General features: G+C 36.4%; 17 protein-coding genes. 3 read left to right on the top strand and 14 right to left on the bottom strand.

Annotated elements, in window-relative coordinates:
- Positions 1–6: 6 nt before the first annotated feature.
- The 9 genes from AC0L6R_RS10555 to AC0L6R_RS10515 all read right to left on the bottom strand — a co-directional run bounded on the left by AC0L6R_RS10555 (position 7) and on the right by AC0L6R_RS10515 (position 8,402).
- Positions 7–813 (bottom strand): FkbM family methyltransferase, encoded by an 807-nt coding sequence (locus tag AC0L6R_RS10555; protein WP_473271173.1) that lies wholly within the window; start codon positions 811–813, stop codon positions 7–9.
- A 57-nt stretch (positions 814–870) separates the two neighbouring features.
- Entirely contained in the window at positions 871–1,473 is a 603-nt protein-coding gene (locus AC0L6R_RS10550; RefSeq protein ID WP_473271172.1) for a class I SAM-dependent methyltransferase, read from the bottom strand.
- A 74-nt stretch (positions 1,474–1,547) separates the two neighbouring features.
- Positions 1,548–2,792, bottom strand: coding sequence for an ABC transporter ATP-binding protein (locus AC0L6R_RS10545; RefSeq protein ID WP_473271171.1), 1,245 nt, complete (start codon positions 2,790–2,792; stop codon positions 1,548–1,550).
- Positions 2,793–2,802: 10 nt separating this feature from the next.
- Complete coding sequence (locus AC0L6R_RS10540) at positions 2,803–3,531, bottom strand: FkbM family methyltransferase (protein ID WP_473271170.1); 729 nt, start codon at positions 3,529–3,531, stop codon at positions 2,803–2,805.
- 432 nt (positions 3,532–3,963) lie between these two features.
- Positions 3,964–4,692: a class I SAM-dependent methyltransferase gene (locus AC0L6R_RS10535; protein ID WP_473271169.1), complete on the bottom strand. Its 729-nt coding sequence runs from the start codon at positions 4,690–4,692 to the stop codon at positions 3,964–3,966.
- Positions 4,689–5,579: a glycosyltransferase family 2 protein gene (locus AC0L6R_RS10530; protein WP_473271168.1), complete on the bottom strand. Its 891-nt coding sequence runs from the start codon at positions 5,577–5,579 to the stop codon at positions 4,689–4,691. Before AC0L6R_RS10530 ends, AC0L6R_RS10535 begins: the two co-directional genes overlap by 4 nt.
- Positions 5,580–5,917: 338 nt before the next feature.
- On the bottom strand, positions 5,918–6,901 hold the full coding sequence (locus AC0L6R_RS10525) for a hypothetical protein (RefSeq protein WP_473271166.1): 984 nt from the start codon (positions 6,899–6,901) through the stop codon (positions 5,918–5,920).
- A complete protein-coding gene (locus tag AC0L6R_RS10520; protein ID WP_473271165.1) occupies positions 6,901–7,218 on the bottom strand; it encodes a hypothetical protein in 318 nt (105 codons plus the stop codon). The genes AC0L6R_RS10525 and AC0L6R_RS10520 overlap by 1 nt, the downstream gene beginning before the upstream one ends.
- A 68-nt stretch (positions 7,219–7,286) precedes the next feature.
- Positions 7,287–8,402: an MBOAT family O-acyltransferase gene (locus tag AC0L6R_RS10515; protein ID WP_473271164.1), complete on the bottom strand. Its 1,116-nt coding sequence runs from the start codon at positions 8,400–8,402 to the stop codon at positions 7,287–7,289.
- A gap of 541 nt (positions 8,403–8,943) precedes the next feature.
- Here AC0L6R_RS10515 and AC0L6R_RS10510 point away from each other — a divergent pair.
- A complete protein-coding gene (locus tag AC0L6R_RS10510; protein ID WP_473271163.1) occupies positions 8,944–10,551 on the top strand; it encodes a hypothetical protein in 1,608 nt (535 codons plus the stop codon).
- A gap of 260 nt (positions 10,552–10,811) precedes the next feature.
- Here AC0L6R_RS10510 and AC0L6R_RS10505 read toward each other — a convergent pair whose 3' ends face one another.
- Together AC0L6R_RS10505 and AC0L6R_RS10500 are read right to left on the bottom strand one after the other, a co-directional pair.
- Positions 10,812–11,654, bottom strand: coding sequence for an IS256 family transposase, variant Zn-binding type (locus AC0L6R_RS10505; protein ID WP_473270101.1), 843 nt, complete (start codon positions 11,652–11,654; stop codon positions 10,812–10,814).
- Complete coding sequence (locus tag AC0L6R_RS10500; protein WP_473270116.1) at positions 11,588–11,770, bottom strand: IS1/IS1595 family N-terminal zinc-binding domain-containing protein; 183 nt, start codon at positions 11,768–11,770, stop codon at positions 11,588–11,590. Before AC0L6R_RS10500 ends, AC0L6R_RS10505 begins: the two co-directional genes overlap by 67 nt.
- Before the next feature lie 462 nt (positions 11,771–12,232).
- On the opposite strand from AC0L6R_RS10500, the gene AC0L6R_RS10495 reads away from it, so the two are divergent.
- Positions 12,233–14,083 (top strand): hypothetical protein, encoded by a 1,851-nt coding sequence (locus AC0L6R_RS10495; RefSeq protein WP_473271162.1) that lies wholly within the window; start codon positions 12,233–12,235, stop codon positions 14,081–14,083.
- A 27-nt stretch (positions 14,084–14,110) separates the two neighbouring features.
- Positions 14,111–15,610 (top strand): hypothetical protein, encoded by a 1,500-nt coding sequence (locus AC0L6R_RS10490; RefSeq protein WP_473271161.1) that lies wholly within the window; start codon positions 14,111–14,113, stop codon positions 15,608–15,610.
- 61 nt (positions 15,611–15,671) lie between these two features.
- Here AC0L6R_RS10490 and rffA read toward each other — a convergent pair whose 3' ends face one another.
- From rffA to AC0L6R_RS10475, 3 genes are all read right to left on the bottom strand, one after another.
- On the bottom strand, positions 15,672–16,823 hold the full coding sequence (gene rffA / locus AC0L6R_RS10485) for a dTDP-4-amino-4,6-dideoxygalactose transaminase (RefSeq protein WP_473271201.1): 1,152 nt from the start codon (positions 16,821–16,823) through the stop codon (positions 15,672–15,674).
- A gap of 196 nt (positions 16,824–17,019) precedes the next feature.
- Positions 17,020–17,622 (bottom strand): zeta toxin family protein, encoded by a 603-nt coding sequence (locus AC0L6R_RS10480; RefSeq protein ID WP_473271160.1) that lies wholly within the window; start codon positions 17,620–17,622, stop codon positions 17,020–17,022.
- On the bottom strand, positions 17,615–17,776 hold the full coding sequence (locus tag AC0L6R_RS10475) for a hypothetical protein (protein WP_283412579.1): 162 nt from the start codon (positions 17,774–17,776) through the stop codon (positions 17,615–17,617). Before AC0L6R_RS10475 ends, AC0L6R_RS10480 begins: the two co-directional genes overlap by 8 nt.
- Positions 17,777–17,896 lie beyond the last annotated feature (120 nt).

Below are 17,896 nucleotides of genomic sequence, written 5' to 3'. Positions count from 1 at the left end.
TCTGATTTATTCTTTATAGCCAAATGTAGTTTCTCCGACTTTTTCTAGTACAAAGCCATAGCTGTGCAGTATTGCCATTATCATAGTAGTGGATTTTACCTCTTCATGGATTTCAATGGCTATGATTTTAGTATTTCTTAACATCCGATCTAAACCCTCCTCGTTTCCAAAAACTGCTTTTTCTGCCCCTTCTATATCTATTTTTAGGATGTGAATATCCTGATCCAGATAATCATCGAATACCTGATTTAGACTGATGGACTTTACATTATGAGAATGAGTCTCACAGGCAGGCGCTACACTTTTTGCCCATTGCTGTCCATCCCTAAAATCAGAGGAAATCTTTAAAGTAGAATCCGAATCTGACCATATTGCTTTATTCACTATTTCAACCTTGCTTTCATATTTCATTTTATCAATGAAATATTTTTGAAAAATATAGTTATCCAGATCGGCTTCAATGGATACGATTTTGTTCACTTTCACATGATTTAAAATCCAGGCACTGAATAAGCCTATATTAGATCCACAATCTAAAATAGTAAGCGGTGTATTACCTAAACCACATCTGCCTACCAAGTTTATAATATATTTATATTCTTCATTGATTACAACTTGCTCAAATACTTTAATATCTGATCCATATCGCCTTAAATAATACTGATCCTGGTTGACCAAAATTGCTATAGTCCTTTTATCAATTCGAATTACTTCATATCCCTTTGAAATAAAATTATGGACAGCCTTAGCATAAGGCAGTAAGTTTTCCTTATAGTAGGCAATTGAAATAATTTGATTTGTAATTTTTGACAATAGTTGTACCGCAAGTTCCCCAATTGTGAAAGCTCTAATCTTAGCTAAAAAGCCCATTTAACGTTTTCTCAGAATTGAAATAGTATCGTAGGAGACTTCGATGGGGATCTTCAGATCATGGAACCGCTTTGGAAATAGGTTTAGGAAACGATTCCATTTGAGGATTCTGTTAATTTTTACTTGATTATTAGCGTAGGTATAAGATTTGCCAGGTATGGTGACAATATGTTTATCGCTTTCCAAGAGCTGATTCATTTCTTCCGATTCAAACAAACAAGTTACAACCTCCAAATCACAGTAACGTGCCAAGGCCTCCATTCCACTTGGAAAAATACGCCAACAATCAAGAGGCGCTTCATGATAGGGCCAACTTACAGGGTTGATCGTGAAAATTACTCCTTTGCTTTTTACAATACGCTTTAACTCATCCATCCATTTCCAAATTTCCTGAACATGTTCAATTACTTGTCCGGATACTACCACGTCATAAGAATTCTCAGGAATAGGAAAGGAATAAGGATCGTCAAGGGTAAAAGTTAAATTGCAGACGTTACTGTCAATATAGACAGTACTTTCAAAATCAATTGTATCCCATTGGATGGAGGGATCATTTACTATCTGAGAATAAGCAGATGGAATCCCTGCCGGCCCAATTTCCAAAACCTTAATACCAGGTTTAAAAAAATCGCTTCGATGTTTTTTAAATAATAATTCGCTGTTTAAATGCATTTTTTTTAAGTCTCCCAGTAAAAGTCTTCTATATAAGCGCAGGAATCCTTTTCCCACTGATAGGCACGCGATTGTTCATACATAACTACATTGAATGAACATATTTTGTCTAATACTTGAATTACCTGATTTCCATTGTTAGCAGCTAAAATCACCCGACAATAGTATTCTCCCTGATACAATTTCAAATTAGGAAATACACAACTAAGATTATTGATTCCAGCTTGATCTAATATTGGCCTCTCCCCATTGAAAATCCAACTATGAATAATCGGGACATCATAATTATTAAATATTTGAATGGATACATTCCCGTTCCTTATACTTTCCTGCAAATTCACTTCAATTTCAATCCTAAGTTGCTTGCCATTATGATGTGTATAACCAACATTTGAGGTAAAAAGACTAACTGCTAAGATTTCGTTTATTTTGGGGTCTGGGTCTTTACTATACAAACCTCTAATAGAATTCTCAGTCTGCAAGTATTTACCTATAGCAGATTTGGTGTCGGAATGAACGACAACCTCTCCATTTTCTAAATAAATACAATTTTGGGTAAGCGTAGAAATAGCCTGCATATTATGACTAACAAAAAGAACTGTTCTTCCCTGACCTGAAACCTCCTCCATCTTTCCCAAGCATTTTTTTTGAAATTCAAAATCACCTACTGCAAGTACCTCATCTATTATTAGAATCTCAGGCTCCAAATGTGCAGCGACTGAAAATCCCAAACGGACTTTCATACCTGAAGAATAGAACTTAACAGCAGTATCGATAAATTTCTCTACCCCAGAAAAATCTATAATTTCTTCCAATTTGGAATCTATTTCCCTGCGAGTCATACCTAGGATGGTCCCATTCATATAGATATTTTCTCGACCTGAGAGTTCAGGATGGAAACCAGTTCCCACTTCTAATAGAGAAGCCACTCGACCATGAATTTCTATTTTACCAGATGTGGGTTCGGTGATTTGGGAGAGAATTTTCAGTAAAGTTGACTTACCAGCACCATTTTTCCCTATAATACCAAGCACCTCCCCTTTTTTTACTTCAAAATTAATATCCTTCAAAGCCCAGAAAACAGATTCGTCCTCGATACCAAATCGATTCATTTCACGAAGTCTCTTTAGGTTTTTCCAAGGAGATCTGAGGATATTCCCAATCTGACCAGCTAAAGTTTCGGCCTGTTTTTCTTTCAGTCCAAGTCGATAGCGTTTAGAAAGATCATGCACTTTAATTACTGACTTCATATTAGGTAATCTAAATTGTAATATCTTTAAAAAAATAGTTGCACTGGTTATTATAAACCAATTCGTAATTAATGTCTTTAAAGAACTTCATAATTCTATCCATCTGCCTCCCTACTTCTATGACCACTATAGAAGGACGAAATTTATTCCAATCGTTACTTAGTAATACATCCATATCCCATCCCTCAGTATCTATACTCATAAAATCAATGTGTTTTCCTGGAGGGAGGAACTCAGACAGCACTGTTTCAAGTCTTTCAACTTTAATGACAATCGTCTCGATTATTTCAGTTTTAAACTTTTTGGAATGTTCGACTGCGACTTCTTTATTAAAAGTAGATAAGGTATGAATACCTAAATTATAGAATTCAAGCTGTCCCTTTTCTTTGCCAACACCTAAATTTAAATTAATATCACGCTCCCTTGTTTTAAGAAATAAATCAACTCTATCCCTCTGAGGCTCAATATTTATTCCTCTCCAACCTTTCCTATAAAATCGATAGGTGTTGCTAAACTCTATAGGGTCATTAGCTCCAATATCAACATAGAAACCATCCTTTTTTTGAAAAATTGCATCTAAAATCAAATCCTCTTGATATTGAGAATAAGAATTGATCAAAGTGAGATTTGGCTTGTAGTAAAAGGTATTACCACGCTTTTTTGTCCCTCTTAAACTCTGTATAATAGAAGTCAGAAAAGGAGGGGTAATCTGTTTTAGAAAATGGAAAATTTTAGTCAAATGGCAAATTGTTTATTTCAGAACATACCTTGATTCCACGTTGGAGAGATTGTTTTGGCTCTGCTTTTCTCTGCTACAGCTGGCAGATGCAATAAATTGATGTTTGAAGGGGTGAACTCTGTCCTTTTCAGCTAAGACCAGTAATCCACTACTAAATTCGCTATGATTCGACCTAGAAATCTCCAGTCCCCCAACAATAAAAAAGATAGCGGGCGAAGCGTAGAAAGGTATTTTGAAGTTTCAAATTTTTCTTAAACACAATCCAGTATAGTTTGAATCCTATCAATAGGCTTGAACAATAAATTTATGTATTTTACTAGGAGAAAATTTATTAAATTCAGTTCTTATTCAGATAGTGTTTCAGCATGTCTTCCTTTTATGCCTAGGCAATAGCAATTAGAAAGATTTTGGATTCTTATAATAGCGTACTCTTCATATTTTTATTTTTTTAATTCTGAATTTAGCACTTCTCAACAAACTGGAAGGTATTTGATTTAGCAATTCAAAAAAACTCATTGGCTTTTCTAATATGTCCTTAGCAACAATTTCAAATTTTGTAGATGTAATATTACCTTTGTTAACAAAGTTCGGAATATGCTTTCCTCTATAATATATAAACAGATTTTGGATGTGATAAAAATTTATCTCATCTTCGAATTGATATAATTTAGGCTTAAAACCGTCATAAAAAAAATAACCTCTTTCAGCAAATTTTCTATGCCAATAATTATGGCGCTGCTCATTTATGTGACCAACACCTTTCTGATATGGAACTGCTGCTGAAAACAAAATTAAATCAGTACATTCAGAAAGATGATTAAGCAACTTTATTCCATTGTCAGGAGTAAAATGCTCTAAAACTTCAATACAAATTCCAAAATCCACCTTTTGTGGGACTGGAATAGATTCTTCTAAATCAATTGGAACAAAATTAGCCTTATTTTTAATCAAGAGTTTTTCAATTGGAACAGAGGGATGATCATAACAAGTAAATTTTGATATTCCTTTTCTTTCCAATGAAGCGGACCATCCTCCCAATCCGCATCCTAAATCTATGAAAGACTGAAACCTTCCAAAATAATCCCACAATACATCAAAAATAATGTCTGCAGAATTTATGGATGAGGTGGTATTACCAAAGAGAAATTCATTCTGTTTCATTTGAAAATATTTTTTAAAAGTTGATTATGAATCCGAAAAATAAAATCAATATAATCAAATTCATAAGGCTGAAAACATATTCTAATTGACTTTAAATACATTCGAAATGCTATCTTAAATGACATATTGTTTGGTCTTCTATAAAAAATAGCCAATTGCTTAGCTTCTTCATATGAAACATCTCTGAATATGGACTGAATATAATTAATGCTTGCTCTTTCAAAGTTTGAGTTTGTGATTCTTGATTTTTCAGAATTAGAATTATCACTATCTCTCCTATAAATTATCAAGGCTTCTGATAAATTAGCCATTTTACATATAGGTATAGCTCTTGTCCAAAGTTCAAAATCTTGAGCATAAACATAGTTTTCATCGTAATACAAATTATTACTGAGCCACAATTTCTTATTAAACATTACACTTGGATGGCAAATATTATTGCCAAAAAGAAGTTTCGATTTTAATTTTCTATAGCTCCTTACCTGTTTTCTAATCCCTCTATTCTCAGACTTTACCTCCATAATGTATGCTGATCCTACTAGTAAATAGTCTCTATTCTCTTCAAGAAAAGCAACTTGAACTTCTAATCGATTTGAACAACTAATATCATCTGCATCCATTCTTGCAACATATTTTCCTTCACAAATGCTCATACCTTTATTAAGGGTAGCTGCCAATTTTAAATTTTTATGATTGGTATAGATCCTTACTCTGTTATCAGAAATATTCTTTAAAATCTCACTTGTGCCATCCGTACTATGGTCATCAATTATTATGAGTTCAAAGTTTTGATAAGTCTGGCATAACACACTTTCTACTGCTTCTAAAATTCTCTTTTCACAATTATATACGGGAAGAAGTACTGAAACAAGAGGCTGAGAGATCATATATTAAATCACTTCAAAGACTGTCTACACAATTAGTATTGGGTAGAATTGAAAAGCAAGTTTCTCTAGAAACAAAAATAAATTAGAAACCTTTATACTTTTCTGAAATATAAACCAGTATAGTATAAATACTATAGGCAGGAAGAGGAGCGAAGATAAGGAGTTAAATATCCTTTGGGCCCTACAACACATATTCATTTTCTTCCGTAAATCAGTTCGTTCAACTTTTATTTTTGTTAGTTGGCAAATGGAAATATCTAAATATTTCTTAATTGATTACTAAATTTTCCGATTTTTTTTAAAGCGCCAGTCGCCATCAATTCCTGAGGTTTTCTACCCTAGTTTATTGTGTTTATCTCAGCTTTTTTATCATTTGATAAGAGCATTAAAAAAACAAATGATTTTAAGTCTCCTACAAGTAATTTGTTGAATTTGATAGAACCTTTCCTATTCATATGGTAAAAATCATAAAAATAGTCCTGTTCGTTGATTAGAGTATTTTGTCCATAATCCAAGAAATAACCACTCGAAAGTTCGGCGAATCTCTGATATAACTCAACTATTTCAGAATGGTTTAGATACTGGAAATCCTCTTTTAGCAAATAAGGCGGTAAAATAAAGATGGATTCAATTCCTTCTGCTTTAAGGTTTAGCAACTGATTTTCAAATTGCTTTATAAGTGAATCGTTTGTTTGAAACATTGAAGGTTTGAAATTCTTCCGAAAATTGGTATCGAATTCATGATCCCAGCTGGCTTCTGAAGGATAAAACCCTTTGCTCCAACTTTCTTCCTTTCCTATTCCTGAGGTTAAGCCTTCCCATTTGAGTCTGGTCCAATGAGCATACCGCGCCAAAGGGAGCATGAGTTCAAGGTTTGAAATTAAGCCGTTTTCAGTAAGAAAATCTTTCACAGGCTTAGTGCTCACAAAAGGAAGGAACTTTTGATAATCCAGGATTTCATTGGACTTTTCAAAAGTATCATAATCTAAGACCCAAAAGATAAGTTTCGGTTTTGAATTCCTTTGCAAATATAGATTTAGTGCAAAGGATAAAAACTCAACTTTTGCAGCTGAGTTCCCTAGAATCAAAGCCGATAAACCCAACTCCTTTTCTATAAATTCAGGGTTAAAATGTCGGTAGGCTCTTGAAGAACCTAAAATAATAATGTCATTAGACATCCCTCCTTCCAATACCTTTGCCCAAGTATTCACATCCTCGTAGGCAGAATTTTGGATACCTTTAGTAATCCAATAGTCCAAACCCCAAACCATCAATAGCCCCATCAAAGAAAAACCAAGAATTTTAATGAGAAATTTTTTCATTAAAACTGGAAATAGATAAATTCCTTTGCCTCACCAAATACACCCCAATAAACCAGCAAGACAGTTAAGAGAAGATAGGCTGAATATCTAATAGCAGATTGATTAATCGTAAAGAACCAGTTGAACTGGTATCTACCTAACCATTCCAATCCAAGAAATAATAGTAGGGCTATCCTTATATCATAGCCTAGCCAAGCAAAATTCTTTGGTAATAGTGGGTTAACAAATAATCCACTCAAATACCCCCAGGCATCCCCTATGGTATCCGCTCTAAAAAAGACCCAAGCGATACAAACCAAAGCAAAGGTTAATGCCATCTGGAAGAGTTCTCGTACAGAAGGCACTAAATGGTCCCCCTCATGCAGATGAGTTCTATTCTTCCCAATCAAAAAGATCGGAATAAATAGAGCTGCATGAATCCCCCCCCCAAGCTATAAATGTCCAGTTGGCACCATGCCAGAAGCCAGAGACCAGGAAATACGATAAAGATATTTCGGATGGCTTTGGCTTTGGGAACTCTGCTACCTCCAAGCGGGATATAGACATAATCCCGAAACCAGGTGGAGAGCGATATATGCCATCTACGCCAGAACTCAGCGATGTCGCGGCTGAAGTAAGGAGTACGGAAGTTGGTCATCAGATCAAATCCGAAGAGTTTGGCTACACCAATAGCTATATCAGAATAGCCTGAAAAGTCTCCATAGATCTGAAATGCGAAGAGGATGGCTCCCATGATTAGCTCTAATCCAGATGCAGTTTGATAATTCTCGAATATGGGATTGACTACCAAGGCACAGTTGTCAGCAATCACCATTTTTTTAAATAGACCCCAGAGGATCAACTTCATTCCATCGGAACCTTGCTGATATATAAACTCCCGTTTTTTGAAGAACTGAGGCAATAAGTTGGAAGCTCTTTCGATAGGACCCGCTACCAGTTGGGGAAAGAAAGCTACGAAGGTAAAGAAGGCTACTGGATCCTTGGTGGGTTTTAAGTTGCCTCGATAGACGTCTATAGAATAGCTGAGTGTTTGGAAGGTATAGAAAGAAATGCCTACAGGAAGGATTAAGTTAAGCGTGCTGATATGAGGTTGAAATCCTAGTAAGGAGATAAAGTCAGCTGCTGAGTCAATAAAGAAGTTGAAGTATTTGAAGAAGGCGAGTAGGCCGAGGTTGAAGGCGAGGCTGAGTGTTAGGTAGAATTTAGGACCTTGGAACCAGTTTTTGTAAATAGTGAGTTGTAAGTGGTGAGTAGTGTCATGAGGTCGATCACCACTCACCACTGACGGTTTACCATTTACAATTTTAAGGCCACACCAATAATCCACAGCTGAGCTGGCAATGATTAAGCCCAGGAATCTCCAGTCCCACCAGCCGTAGAATACATAGCTAGCAAATAATAGAAAGGCATTCTGTAGCTTCAAGTTCTTCTGAAATACAAACCAGTATAGTAGAAATACTATGGGTAGGAAAAGAAGGAAGGTGAAGGAGTTGAAGAGCAAATTTAAAATTTAAAATGGAGGGAATTTAAAATTGAGAATTGAGAATTTAAAATTTAAAATGACCCAGATTCGAGAACCATATCACATGAGGACTAATTTTAAATTAAAAACATTTTAAGCTCTTCATTCCGCCTTCGGCGGGCACAGCTTCGCCCTTTCACTCCCATTTTAGGTGCTAGGGGTTGACTGAGTAATAAATTTACTCGGTTGGGTTGGATTCGCAAATTTTTAGTGAGACAACTTTTGGAGTAAAAGTGACTTACCCTGAATTGCACTAAGGGCCAACCCTTTTCAAAAGATAAAAAAAACACCCAAATACTTGTTAATGATTGACTTACAATAAATGTTTAACTAACTTAATGTCAAGTTCTCCAAGACACTGTTATTGTTGAATAAGGATATCTGTTTTTTATATCCTTAATAAAGTTTTTTAAATATTTAAATTTTTATTGTATGAGTGATAAAAAAAAGCCTGAGGTATTTCATATAGGGCTATGTTTGGCTGGAGCTATTTCGGCTGGGAGCATATACAGCTGGAGTATTGGATTATTTGATTGAGGCATTGGAAATCTGGGAGGAGAAAAAGAAAAACTTGCCCGCCGATCGTGTTCCGCAGCATCAGGTAAAGATCTCTGTAATAGGTGGTGCTTCTGCAGGAGGTATGAGTGGCCTAATCGCAGCAAAGAGTTTGCTGCATCAGTTTAAGTCAGTTCACCTAACAGACTATAATCCCGAAAAAACGATACCTGAAAACCCTCTTTACCATGCTTGGGTAGATCAGCTGGAAGATGAGCTATCTTCCTCCTGCCCCACCATGCTTGATTATCTTCTAAAGAATGATGACATCAAAAAATGGAATGTACAATCCCTACTGAATGCTCAGTTTGTACGCAAAATAGCAGATAGAATCATAGATGCTCCAAGAGGTGAAATAGCAAAGCGGGATTATATATCAGAGGATTTAAGAGTTTTTACCACCTTGACCAATTTGAAGGGTTTTGAATCTAGTCTTAATTTCAGAGGTGATGGGTTAGATCAGGATCTGTACCGCATACATGACCATAGGGACTTTGCTTGCTTTTCCATGGGTAAGAAGCCTGTAAAAGGTTGGGTAAGGGCAGATTTTGAAGATCCTGAACTTGTAGAGTTATACAAACTAGCAGCTATAGGCACAGGGGCGTTTCCCATAGGCTTATCACCTGTTAATATGAAACGAAGTGGCAGGCTTATGCAGGAATTGGAGTGGCTCAGTCATGTGAGTAATGGTAATGGGGCGCGTTTTGAAGAAGATTTTTACGAGACTATGCTGGTAGATGGGGGTATGATGAACAATGAGCCCTTTGAAAAGGTAGAGGAATCGCTGAATAAGTTACTCAATGAGGATAAGAAGTCTATTAATCAGGATTATACCAAAGCAAGAAGCACTATCCTTATGATAGATCCTTTTCCAAGTAAGCCAAACTTTGTGGAAGAAGGAGAAAACTTATTTGGATATGTCAAAAATTTCCTGTCTGTGCTTATGAATCAAGCAAGGATAAAACCTGAGCATTTAAAGAATTCCTTGGCATCAAATATGGCTGGGCAGTACGTGATATCACCTGTACGTTATCAAGGAGATGATAAAATCAAGGGAGAAAAGGCTATTGCCTGTGGTTCACTGGGAGGCTTTGGGGGATTCCTATCCAAGGATTTCAGGGTTCATGATTTCTTTCTGGGCAGGGCAAACTGTGAAAAATTTCTATTGGATCATTTTACAGTTCCAATCTCCAGTAAAAACCCAATTTTTGAAAAGGGTTATGCTGGTATCAATGAAGAAACCAGAAAGCAATTCATGTCGAAGACGGATTCCGAGCCAGGTGTTGAGATAATCCCTTTGTTTATAACTAGAGAAAATAAGGAGAAAGCAGACATGCCAACATTCCAAGGAGGAAGGGCTTGGCCGGCATTAAGTGAAGCCCAACTCGAACGATACAGGCAACCGATCAAAAAGCGGGTGGAAAATGTACTATTGAATACTGTTAAGTTGGGAAGACAGGATTATATCAAGCTATGGCTAGGCTCATGGGTATTCCTAAGAGGTAAGATCAGTAATGCTGCAATGAATGCAATGAAGAAATCTTTGACCTGTCATGAACAGCTGTCTGACTAGGTGGGAAAAGTGAATAGGTAAGGATTTTCCAACGCAGGGACACTAGTGTGACTAGTAAGGGTATAATGGTGATTTTTTGGCTTGGTTACAAAATAAGGTAATGTGGCCAAAAATAGTTGGTGTTTTTGGTTTAAATATTTCATATAATTCCTTGCCGTTTTGAAGAGGACTTAAGCTCTGCTGAGGAGCAACTTAACAGCAATAGAAACTGCCAAGTGGGAATGAAGGGTCTCCTAGATTGGGAGACCTTTTTTAGTGCTTCATTCTTCTTGTTTTATGGCTAGGAAAACCTTCTTCCGCTTTTCGTTTTTGAAGTACAAATACCACTTTAGGAAGTTTTTTCTGTTTGTTGTAGAAAGGCCTCTGTGGATGGCCAGATTATTCTTTAGATGAACAAAAAAAGACTCTAGGCCGTTGGTTGATTTTGGGATTCGTGGATTGTCCAGGTATTCAAACAGATGAGGTAAAGCAGTCCTAAGGACAGAAAAAGATCTCCTCAATAATTTGTGGGTATACCAATATTTTCCAGTGAGAGGGTTTACTGTTTTTTGATGGGTGTACTCATGGTATGTTTTATCCCAGGTAGCCAATCCTAGTAACCAATAGCTCAATTCCTCCTTGGTTTTGATTAGATGGAGTTTGGATACAATTCTTCTCAATTCTTGGCCAGCAAGGCTCTTAGGTTTACTGGAGAGCCATATTCGACACATTCGTTGGACATGGATTACGCATCGCTGCAGGGTAATGTTGGGACAGACAACACGGATGGCTTTCAGCAAGGCACGATGCCCATCACAGGTAATAGATTCAATATTCACTCCAAGGGAAAACAGGTTTTCCAAATCTTCTTTCAGTTCCTCATACTTTTCTCCGTTGGTCAGGCGGTAGAGTTGTGTGAATTTAACGGTATTATCACGATACAATACCAGACATAAATCACGACTGAAATAGGTGCCATCTATGAGCAAATTTACCTTCTCGGAGGGATAGACGCTCAGCTTGGGTGGATGACATAAACAACTGACGAAATAGCGCTCTAAGGTCCGTTTACTGTAGCCACTCTCATCACTAACTGATCCAAAGTCCTTCTTCCTACTACCCATTTGTAAAACCAGATAAACCGATTGGAGTCTGCTACTCCGGTATTAGATGCCGTAAAAAGAATGCCGCAGTTTTTACATTTATATCGCTGCTTCCCTCCTTGTTTTCCCCATTTAATTGAGTCTAAAAAGCCACATGCCCAACAACGCTTTTTTTGAAGTTTTCATAAAACAAAAGAACCTTATTGAAACGCATTTGAATAAGGTTCTCGTAAATAATTATATACCAGTTAATTACAGGGGTTTTACCAACTATTTTTGACCATTATATCCAAAATAAAGAGTCTCAATTAGATGCAGATATATATACTTAACCATACATCACTGTGCTGCCGAGGAATTGGATTTTATATTGAAAGTGCAGGTTACTTCAAAATCTAGGCGATATCAGAATTTGCCGGTACACTGTATCAAAGGAGCAGGGATCCATTAAGAACTGTTTAAAACGACAAAGAATTACGAGTTTTCTCTAGTCCTGCTCATAAAATTAAAATGAAATAGCTATACCAACATATTCAATCCACTGTACAATAACAGGTTAGATCTTCTACAAGAAGGTGAATAAGAAACTTAAAGAAACTATGAATAGATCTGGAAAAATTATTTGGATTGTGGGACTGGCTTGCCTTGGTTTGATGGCCTCTTTTCTATTTATCCAATCACAAAATAACAGACAGGAAATGGATAGTCAGGCATCCAGGAATATCCTGATGGTGAGGGATGCGCTTTTAAAATCCACCCAAGATCTCCATGCAGAGATACGAAGCTTTGGATGGTATGTGTTTGCCAAATATGGAAAAGACCAAAATAAGAGTGATGCGGCAAAAAAAATGAAGCGAATTGAAGATAAGTTTCGTTTTTATCAACATCAAGATGATAGACCGGCCATCAGCTATGAAGATTCACTGCACCTCGCACATATTCCACTTAAAGAATTGTTGTACAAGGGAATAAACTATTCATCATATAAAGAAGCAATAAAAAAAAAGGAACTTGCGACTATATTTCGCTTTAATAAAGCCAATGATACAATCAACCCAGCTCGGGAAGATACATTATTTTACACAAAAGTATCTTATGGGGTTTGGCTAAGAGAGATGGCTCAAAGTAATGTGTTTTTTGATGAGTTGGTATTGTTTAAGCCAAATGGACAAGTAATTTATCCAGATAAGTTGAAGGGAATGGATTTTTCTGACTTGATTAAAGATAAGCGTCCTGATAAACAGGAGTTGGTCTTATCTTCCAAAACTTTTTTAGGCTATATGACTCCACTTGTCAAAGGATCATCTAAAATATATGTGATGGGGCTGATCGACAAGGAAAAAATGGAACGAGTAGCTTATAAGATCGATTTCACTCTGTTGACAATTTTGATCTTGTTTTTTATGTTTTTGATCAGCACCATGCCAATAATTTCTTTTGTCAGTATGGATAAGGGGGATACATTGACACAAAGTCGGGTGATCTTATTGGGAACCTCATGGATTTTGATCATGGTACTTATGGGCTGGCTTACTGCATATCTGATCCACCTACACAATCCGACGAGGGAAGAGAAAAACTTTGCAGATAATATTCGGGATAAACTGGAGGATAAACTCGACTCTGCCTACTTCCATCTACAGAATAAAAAAAACTTACTAAAAAATAGTCTTGTCCATGAATATTTAGAAACGGATGCAACGGGTAGGGTCACGACATTATTTATGAAATCAACTCCTGAAAATGATCCTATCCTTGATTTTAGGTTTATCTCGGTGCACCACAGAAAGTACTTTCAGTATTTGATCAATGAAAGGAATGAACCTAGTGACACCCTTTTTCTAGAGCGGATTTTTTCTCAAAAAGATGGGATCCCAGAAAACATGCTAAGTATAAAGTCGAGGGGTGCTATAAATGCTGTGGCCTTCAAACTGGAAAACTTTGAATTGCAGCGGGATAGACGATTTGTTTTGGTCAAAAAAGATGGAGAAGTTCTGATGAGTAGTGATAAGTTTGAGATCCCATTTACCAATCTAGAAAGTGTGCTGGAGGAGGATAAATGGGGAGTATTTCAGACTATCGTCAATTATAAGGGAAGTGAATTGGACGGGCACTGGATAGAGCCAATACGTATCAATGGACAGGAATACAAAGCATTGCTCAAACCCATAAACTTCAAAGGCCAAACTCTATGGCTGATCTATTTGGTCAATCTCAATGTACATCACCTCAAAACTGGTCTTAGTGCTCTGGAAAGTATGTTTATCATCTCCTTATATGGACTGCTACTTACCGGACTATTTATTTCCTTGACTTTATTCATAAAAAGAAAATACCCTTGGCAAAAGTTTTCCTTTTTTTGGTTGCTGTTTAGAGAAAACAGAAAAGAGCAGTTTAGCTTAGCCTCACTATACATGCTATCAATTTTAGGGTTATTACTATTAATCTGATTGTTCAAAAAATTGAGTTTTTTCTATATGATTTTTTTTATTGGAATTCTAATTATGGCTTTGGTTATAGGCACATTTATGATTTTCAAAAAGGATTTGGAAATCAAATTCAAGATACCTTGGTCCTATCCTACATTTATGTTTTTCTGGTTTTTTACGATAGGGTTTATTCCTGGATTTTTTATTTGCTCTGGAGTTTTCAGCATGGAAGAGAAAATCTGGGATTACAGTTTGACTGTTAAAAAAGATTCCTTTAACCAAGAAAAGGTTTCTTGGTATCAGCAGCTGCGTTCAACTGCTTTTTCAAAGACCGTTATCCCCTCAGATCCTCAAGTGGCTCGTTTTGTACATCCACATCCTAAGGCATTCAAAACCTCACTGCTATCCCAGAATTTCAAAAGCGAAAATGAGCTATCTAATTTGAGCATTTGGAATATCTTGATTATCGGCCTGAGTGTTATTTTATTAATCAGTTTATACAAAGCTTTTAAGCGAAATTTGGAAAAAGCATTTTGGCTCAAATTCAAGCCTCAAAACCAAAACTCTTTATGGGAAATTCTCAACAAAAGTCACCCAGAGAGTGAAAACTTTCGACTATTTCTGTGTGGTTGTGACAGTCATATGACCCGTAACTGGATTTTCACCAACCTTAGCTTAAATGCCGAAGAACTATTTATAGTGGATTGTGCAGATGCAGGACTTTTTATTCCTAAGAGGCAACATCTGGAAGATAAAAAAGCTATTCTAATAGAAGATATCCATACGTTGGACTCAATAGATGAACTGATGCGGAAAATGGCTGAAATTCATAGTTTGGCGGGATCCATGCATTTAATCCTGAGTAGCGGGAATAGCTGGAGAACTTTGGTAAGCCGATTGAGTACAGATTTGGCAAAAGTGAGATTTTCGGAGCTGATGAGTGGCTTTTATTTTGAATTCGTTCCTCTAATTTCAGAAAACTCCTGTTATTGGGATCCACAAAACATTCGATTTTGTGAATCCATAGTAGAGGACTTTTTAAAAAACAAATCAGATAAAAATTATTCAGATGAGAATATCAATCTGTTGACGCAGCGTTATGGTAAAGCCTATTATTATAATATCTGGTCAGAATTGAGTTTAAAAGAAAAGGTGGTCTGCGTAAATTACGCAAAAGAAGGATTTTTCAATTACCAGAACTATGATGAGGTGATGGAACTGTACCAAAAAGGGGTAATCATTCTAGATGAGACCAGAGGAAGTCTGAAACTTTTCAGTAAATCCTTTAGGTATTTTATAATGGCAAATCTATCTACTACGCAGCGGCAAAAAATCAGAAGTTTTCAGAGAAAAAATAGCAATATTGGCAATGTGCAATGGGCTGTTATCTCTTTCTTGTTGTTGGGTATAGGTCTGATCGGTTATTTTGAGAGGTCTTTCTTGAGTGAGATTCAATCGATGGTTACTGGTGTAGTAGGCTTATTTGTTTTTGTAGTAGGTGAATTCAAAAAACTCCTTTTGGCGAAGAATGGAACTCAGGACAATTAGGATGGGCTGTTGGCGGGTGGGTGGCTGTCCTCCTACTGCCTTACTGAATACTGACCACTGTTTACAGCATACTGACCTCAGGTAATTCGTAAAATACCGGCAATCTTAATAAGCAATCGGAGTACCGATCGGAATTGGGTAATTCACGCAGGTACTGATCTGGAAAATGCTTTTTGGAATATTCTGATTTGTGAAGACTTTGGTAGTGGAAAATAGACAGTACACCCTCATTCTTTAGAATAGTGGAAAATTCAGACCTTTCAGTTTCATTTTGGAAGAGTAAATAAAACATATGGGCATTTCCCTTATTCTCAATACCCTGCCAAGTAATATCAAATTTCCCGGATGCTTGGGATAGTAGTTTTTGATAGGTTTCTGAGAGTATTTCAGTAGTTGTACTGCCTTTATCAAAAAGCTGGAAATATGAATCCCAAATGGATAATCTTCTGCTTTGAATGGATTTTAGCTCTTCTAATTGCGCCCAAAGAAAGGCAGCTGTCACTTCGGAAGGCAGAAAGGAACTGCCTATATCCACCCAGCTGTATTTATTTACTTCACCACGGAAAAATGCAGCCCGGTCAGTTCCCTTTTCCCATAGGATCTCTGCCCTTCTAATTAAATCAAGGTCATTGATACCTAAAAGTCCCCCTTCGCCGGATTGAATATTTTTTGTCTCATGAAAACTAAAGCAAGATAAATGGCCTATACTTCCAAGGGCTTTCTCCTTATAAAAACTATCTATTCCTTGCGCAGCATCTTCAATCACCCAAAGGTTGTGTTTGGTGGCAATGCTCATGATTCTATCCATTTCACATGGCACCCCAGCGTAATGAACAACTATAATAGCCTTGGTATTAGCAGTAATTAGCTCCTCAATAAGACTTTCATCCATATTGGGATGATCTGCACTACTATCTACAAAAACGATTTTGGCACCTCGTAAAACAAAAGCATTTGCTGTGGACACAAAGGTGAAGCTTGGTAGGATAACTTCGTCTCCAGGTTGGATATTGCAAAGCAAGGCTGCCATCTCCAGTGCATCTGTACAGGAATTTGTCAGAAGACATTTTTCAATTCCATAGTTCTGCTCAAAGAAGGATTGGCAACGCTGGGTGTAGTAGCCGTTTCCTGAGATCTTGCCCCGGTTTATCGCGTCTTGAATGTATGTAAGTTCCTTACCGGTCTGGTAGGGTTTGTTGAAGGGGAGTTTGATTTCGGATTTCGGATTTATGAGTTCGGATTTATGATTTGGGTTCTAGATACCGGGAATTTAAAATGAAAAGAATTTAAAATGTAAAATGAGAGGAATTTAAAATTTAAAATGAAAGGAATTTAAAATGATGGTGGTAGGTGGCAGTTTGACCTATGCTTTCTCTTTTACTTTGTGGTAATGATTTGTTCAATTTTAATTACTCAAACTCAATTGCCAGTTTTGGAACCAGCTCATTCAAAAATTTTGGCAAGAATTCATGGTATCCAAGCTTTCCTTTTGTAAAGGAAAAACAATACCTAGGTTCTCTTTTATACACAGAACTGTCAAAAACATCAATGGAATCAAAAAATTTAAAATTATCATTTAAGTTACTGTAGCCAGCATAAAACCTTTCTACTATTTCACTGTCTGGAACAAAATGTCCGCCATTCTCAACCCTAATGCGAACTCTTCTTTTAGCCTCTTCAATTGAATTCATTACAAAATATATAAGATGAATATTGTAGCCCTCAGCTCTAAACTTTAGAGGCCATTCAAGTGGAGTGTCATTAAAATTTGTTTCATAACAGAAATCCCTTTTCCTTAATATTGAGTCATTTATCTGAGCTTGAAGTTCTTCAAAGGCCAAGTTATGAGCCATTAAGTCTTGAATTTCACTTGATTGAAGTGTATGGTAAATTTTTAAAAAATGGAAATCATAATCAAAAGGCAGAATTCCTGGATTCACAAGTGCTTTGGAAAAAGATGATTTACCAGCTCCATTACACCCCGCAATAACCCAAAGACCAGGTTTATCCAAGATTAAACTGAGGAGCTACAGTTGGTTTTCTTTTCAAACTAGACTTTTTGAGTGCATCTTCATACACTTCAATTTCCTTAAGGATAGATGGCATTACCTCCTTAATGTTATTTTGTAATTTCTTGATATTTAATCTCTTCTCCTTGTTGTTCATATTTGTAAAGTTAGTGAACGTTAGTATTTCTAACAAAACTAACATCAGATGAAGTTCCTTGATATTTGGGTTTGGAAATTTGACTTCTAGATGGGTAATTGATTGTGGTGAGAGAAAAGG

Source organism: Algoriphagus sp. 10J20-15, from assembly GCF_055809615.1.
This window is presented reverse-complemented; position numbering and strand designations above follow the sequence as displayed.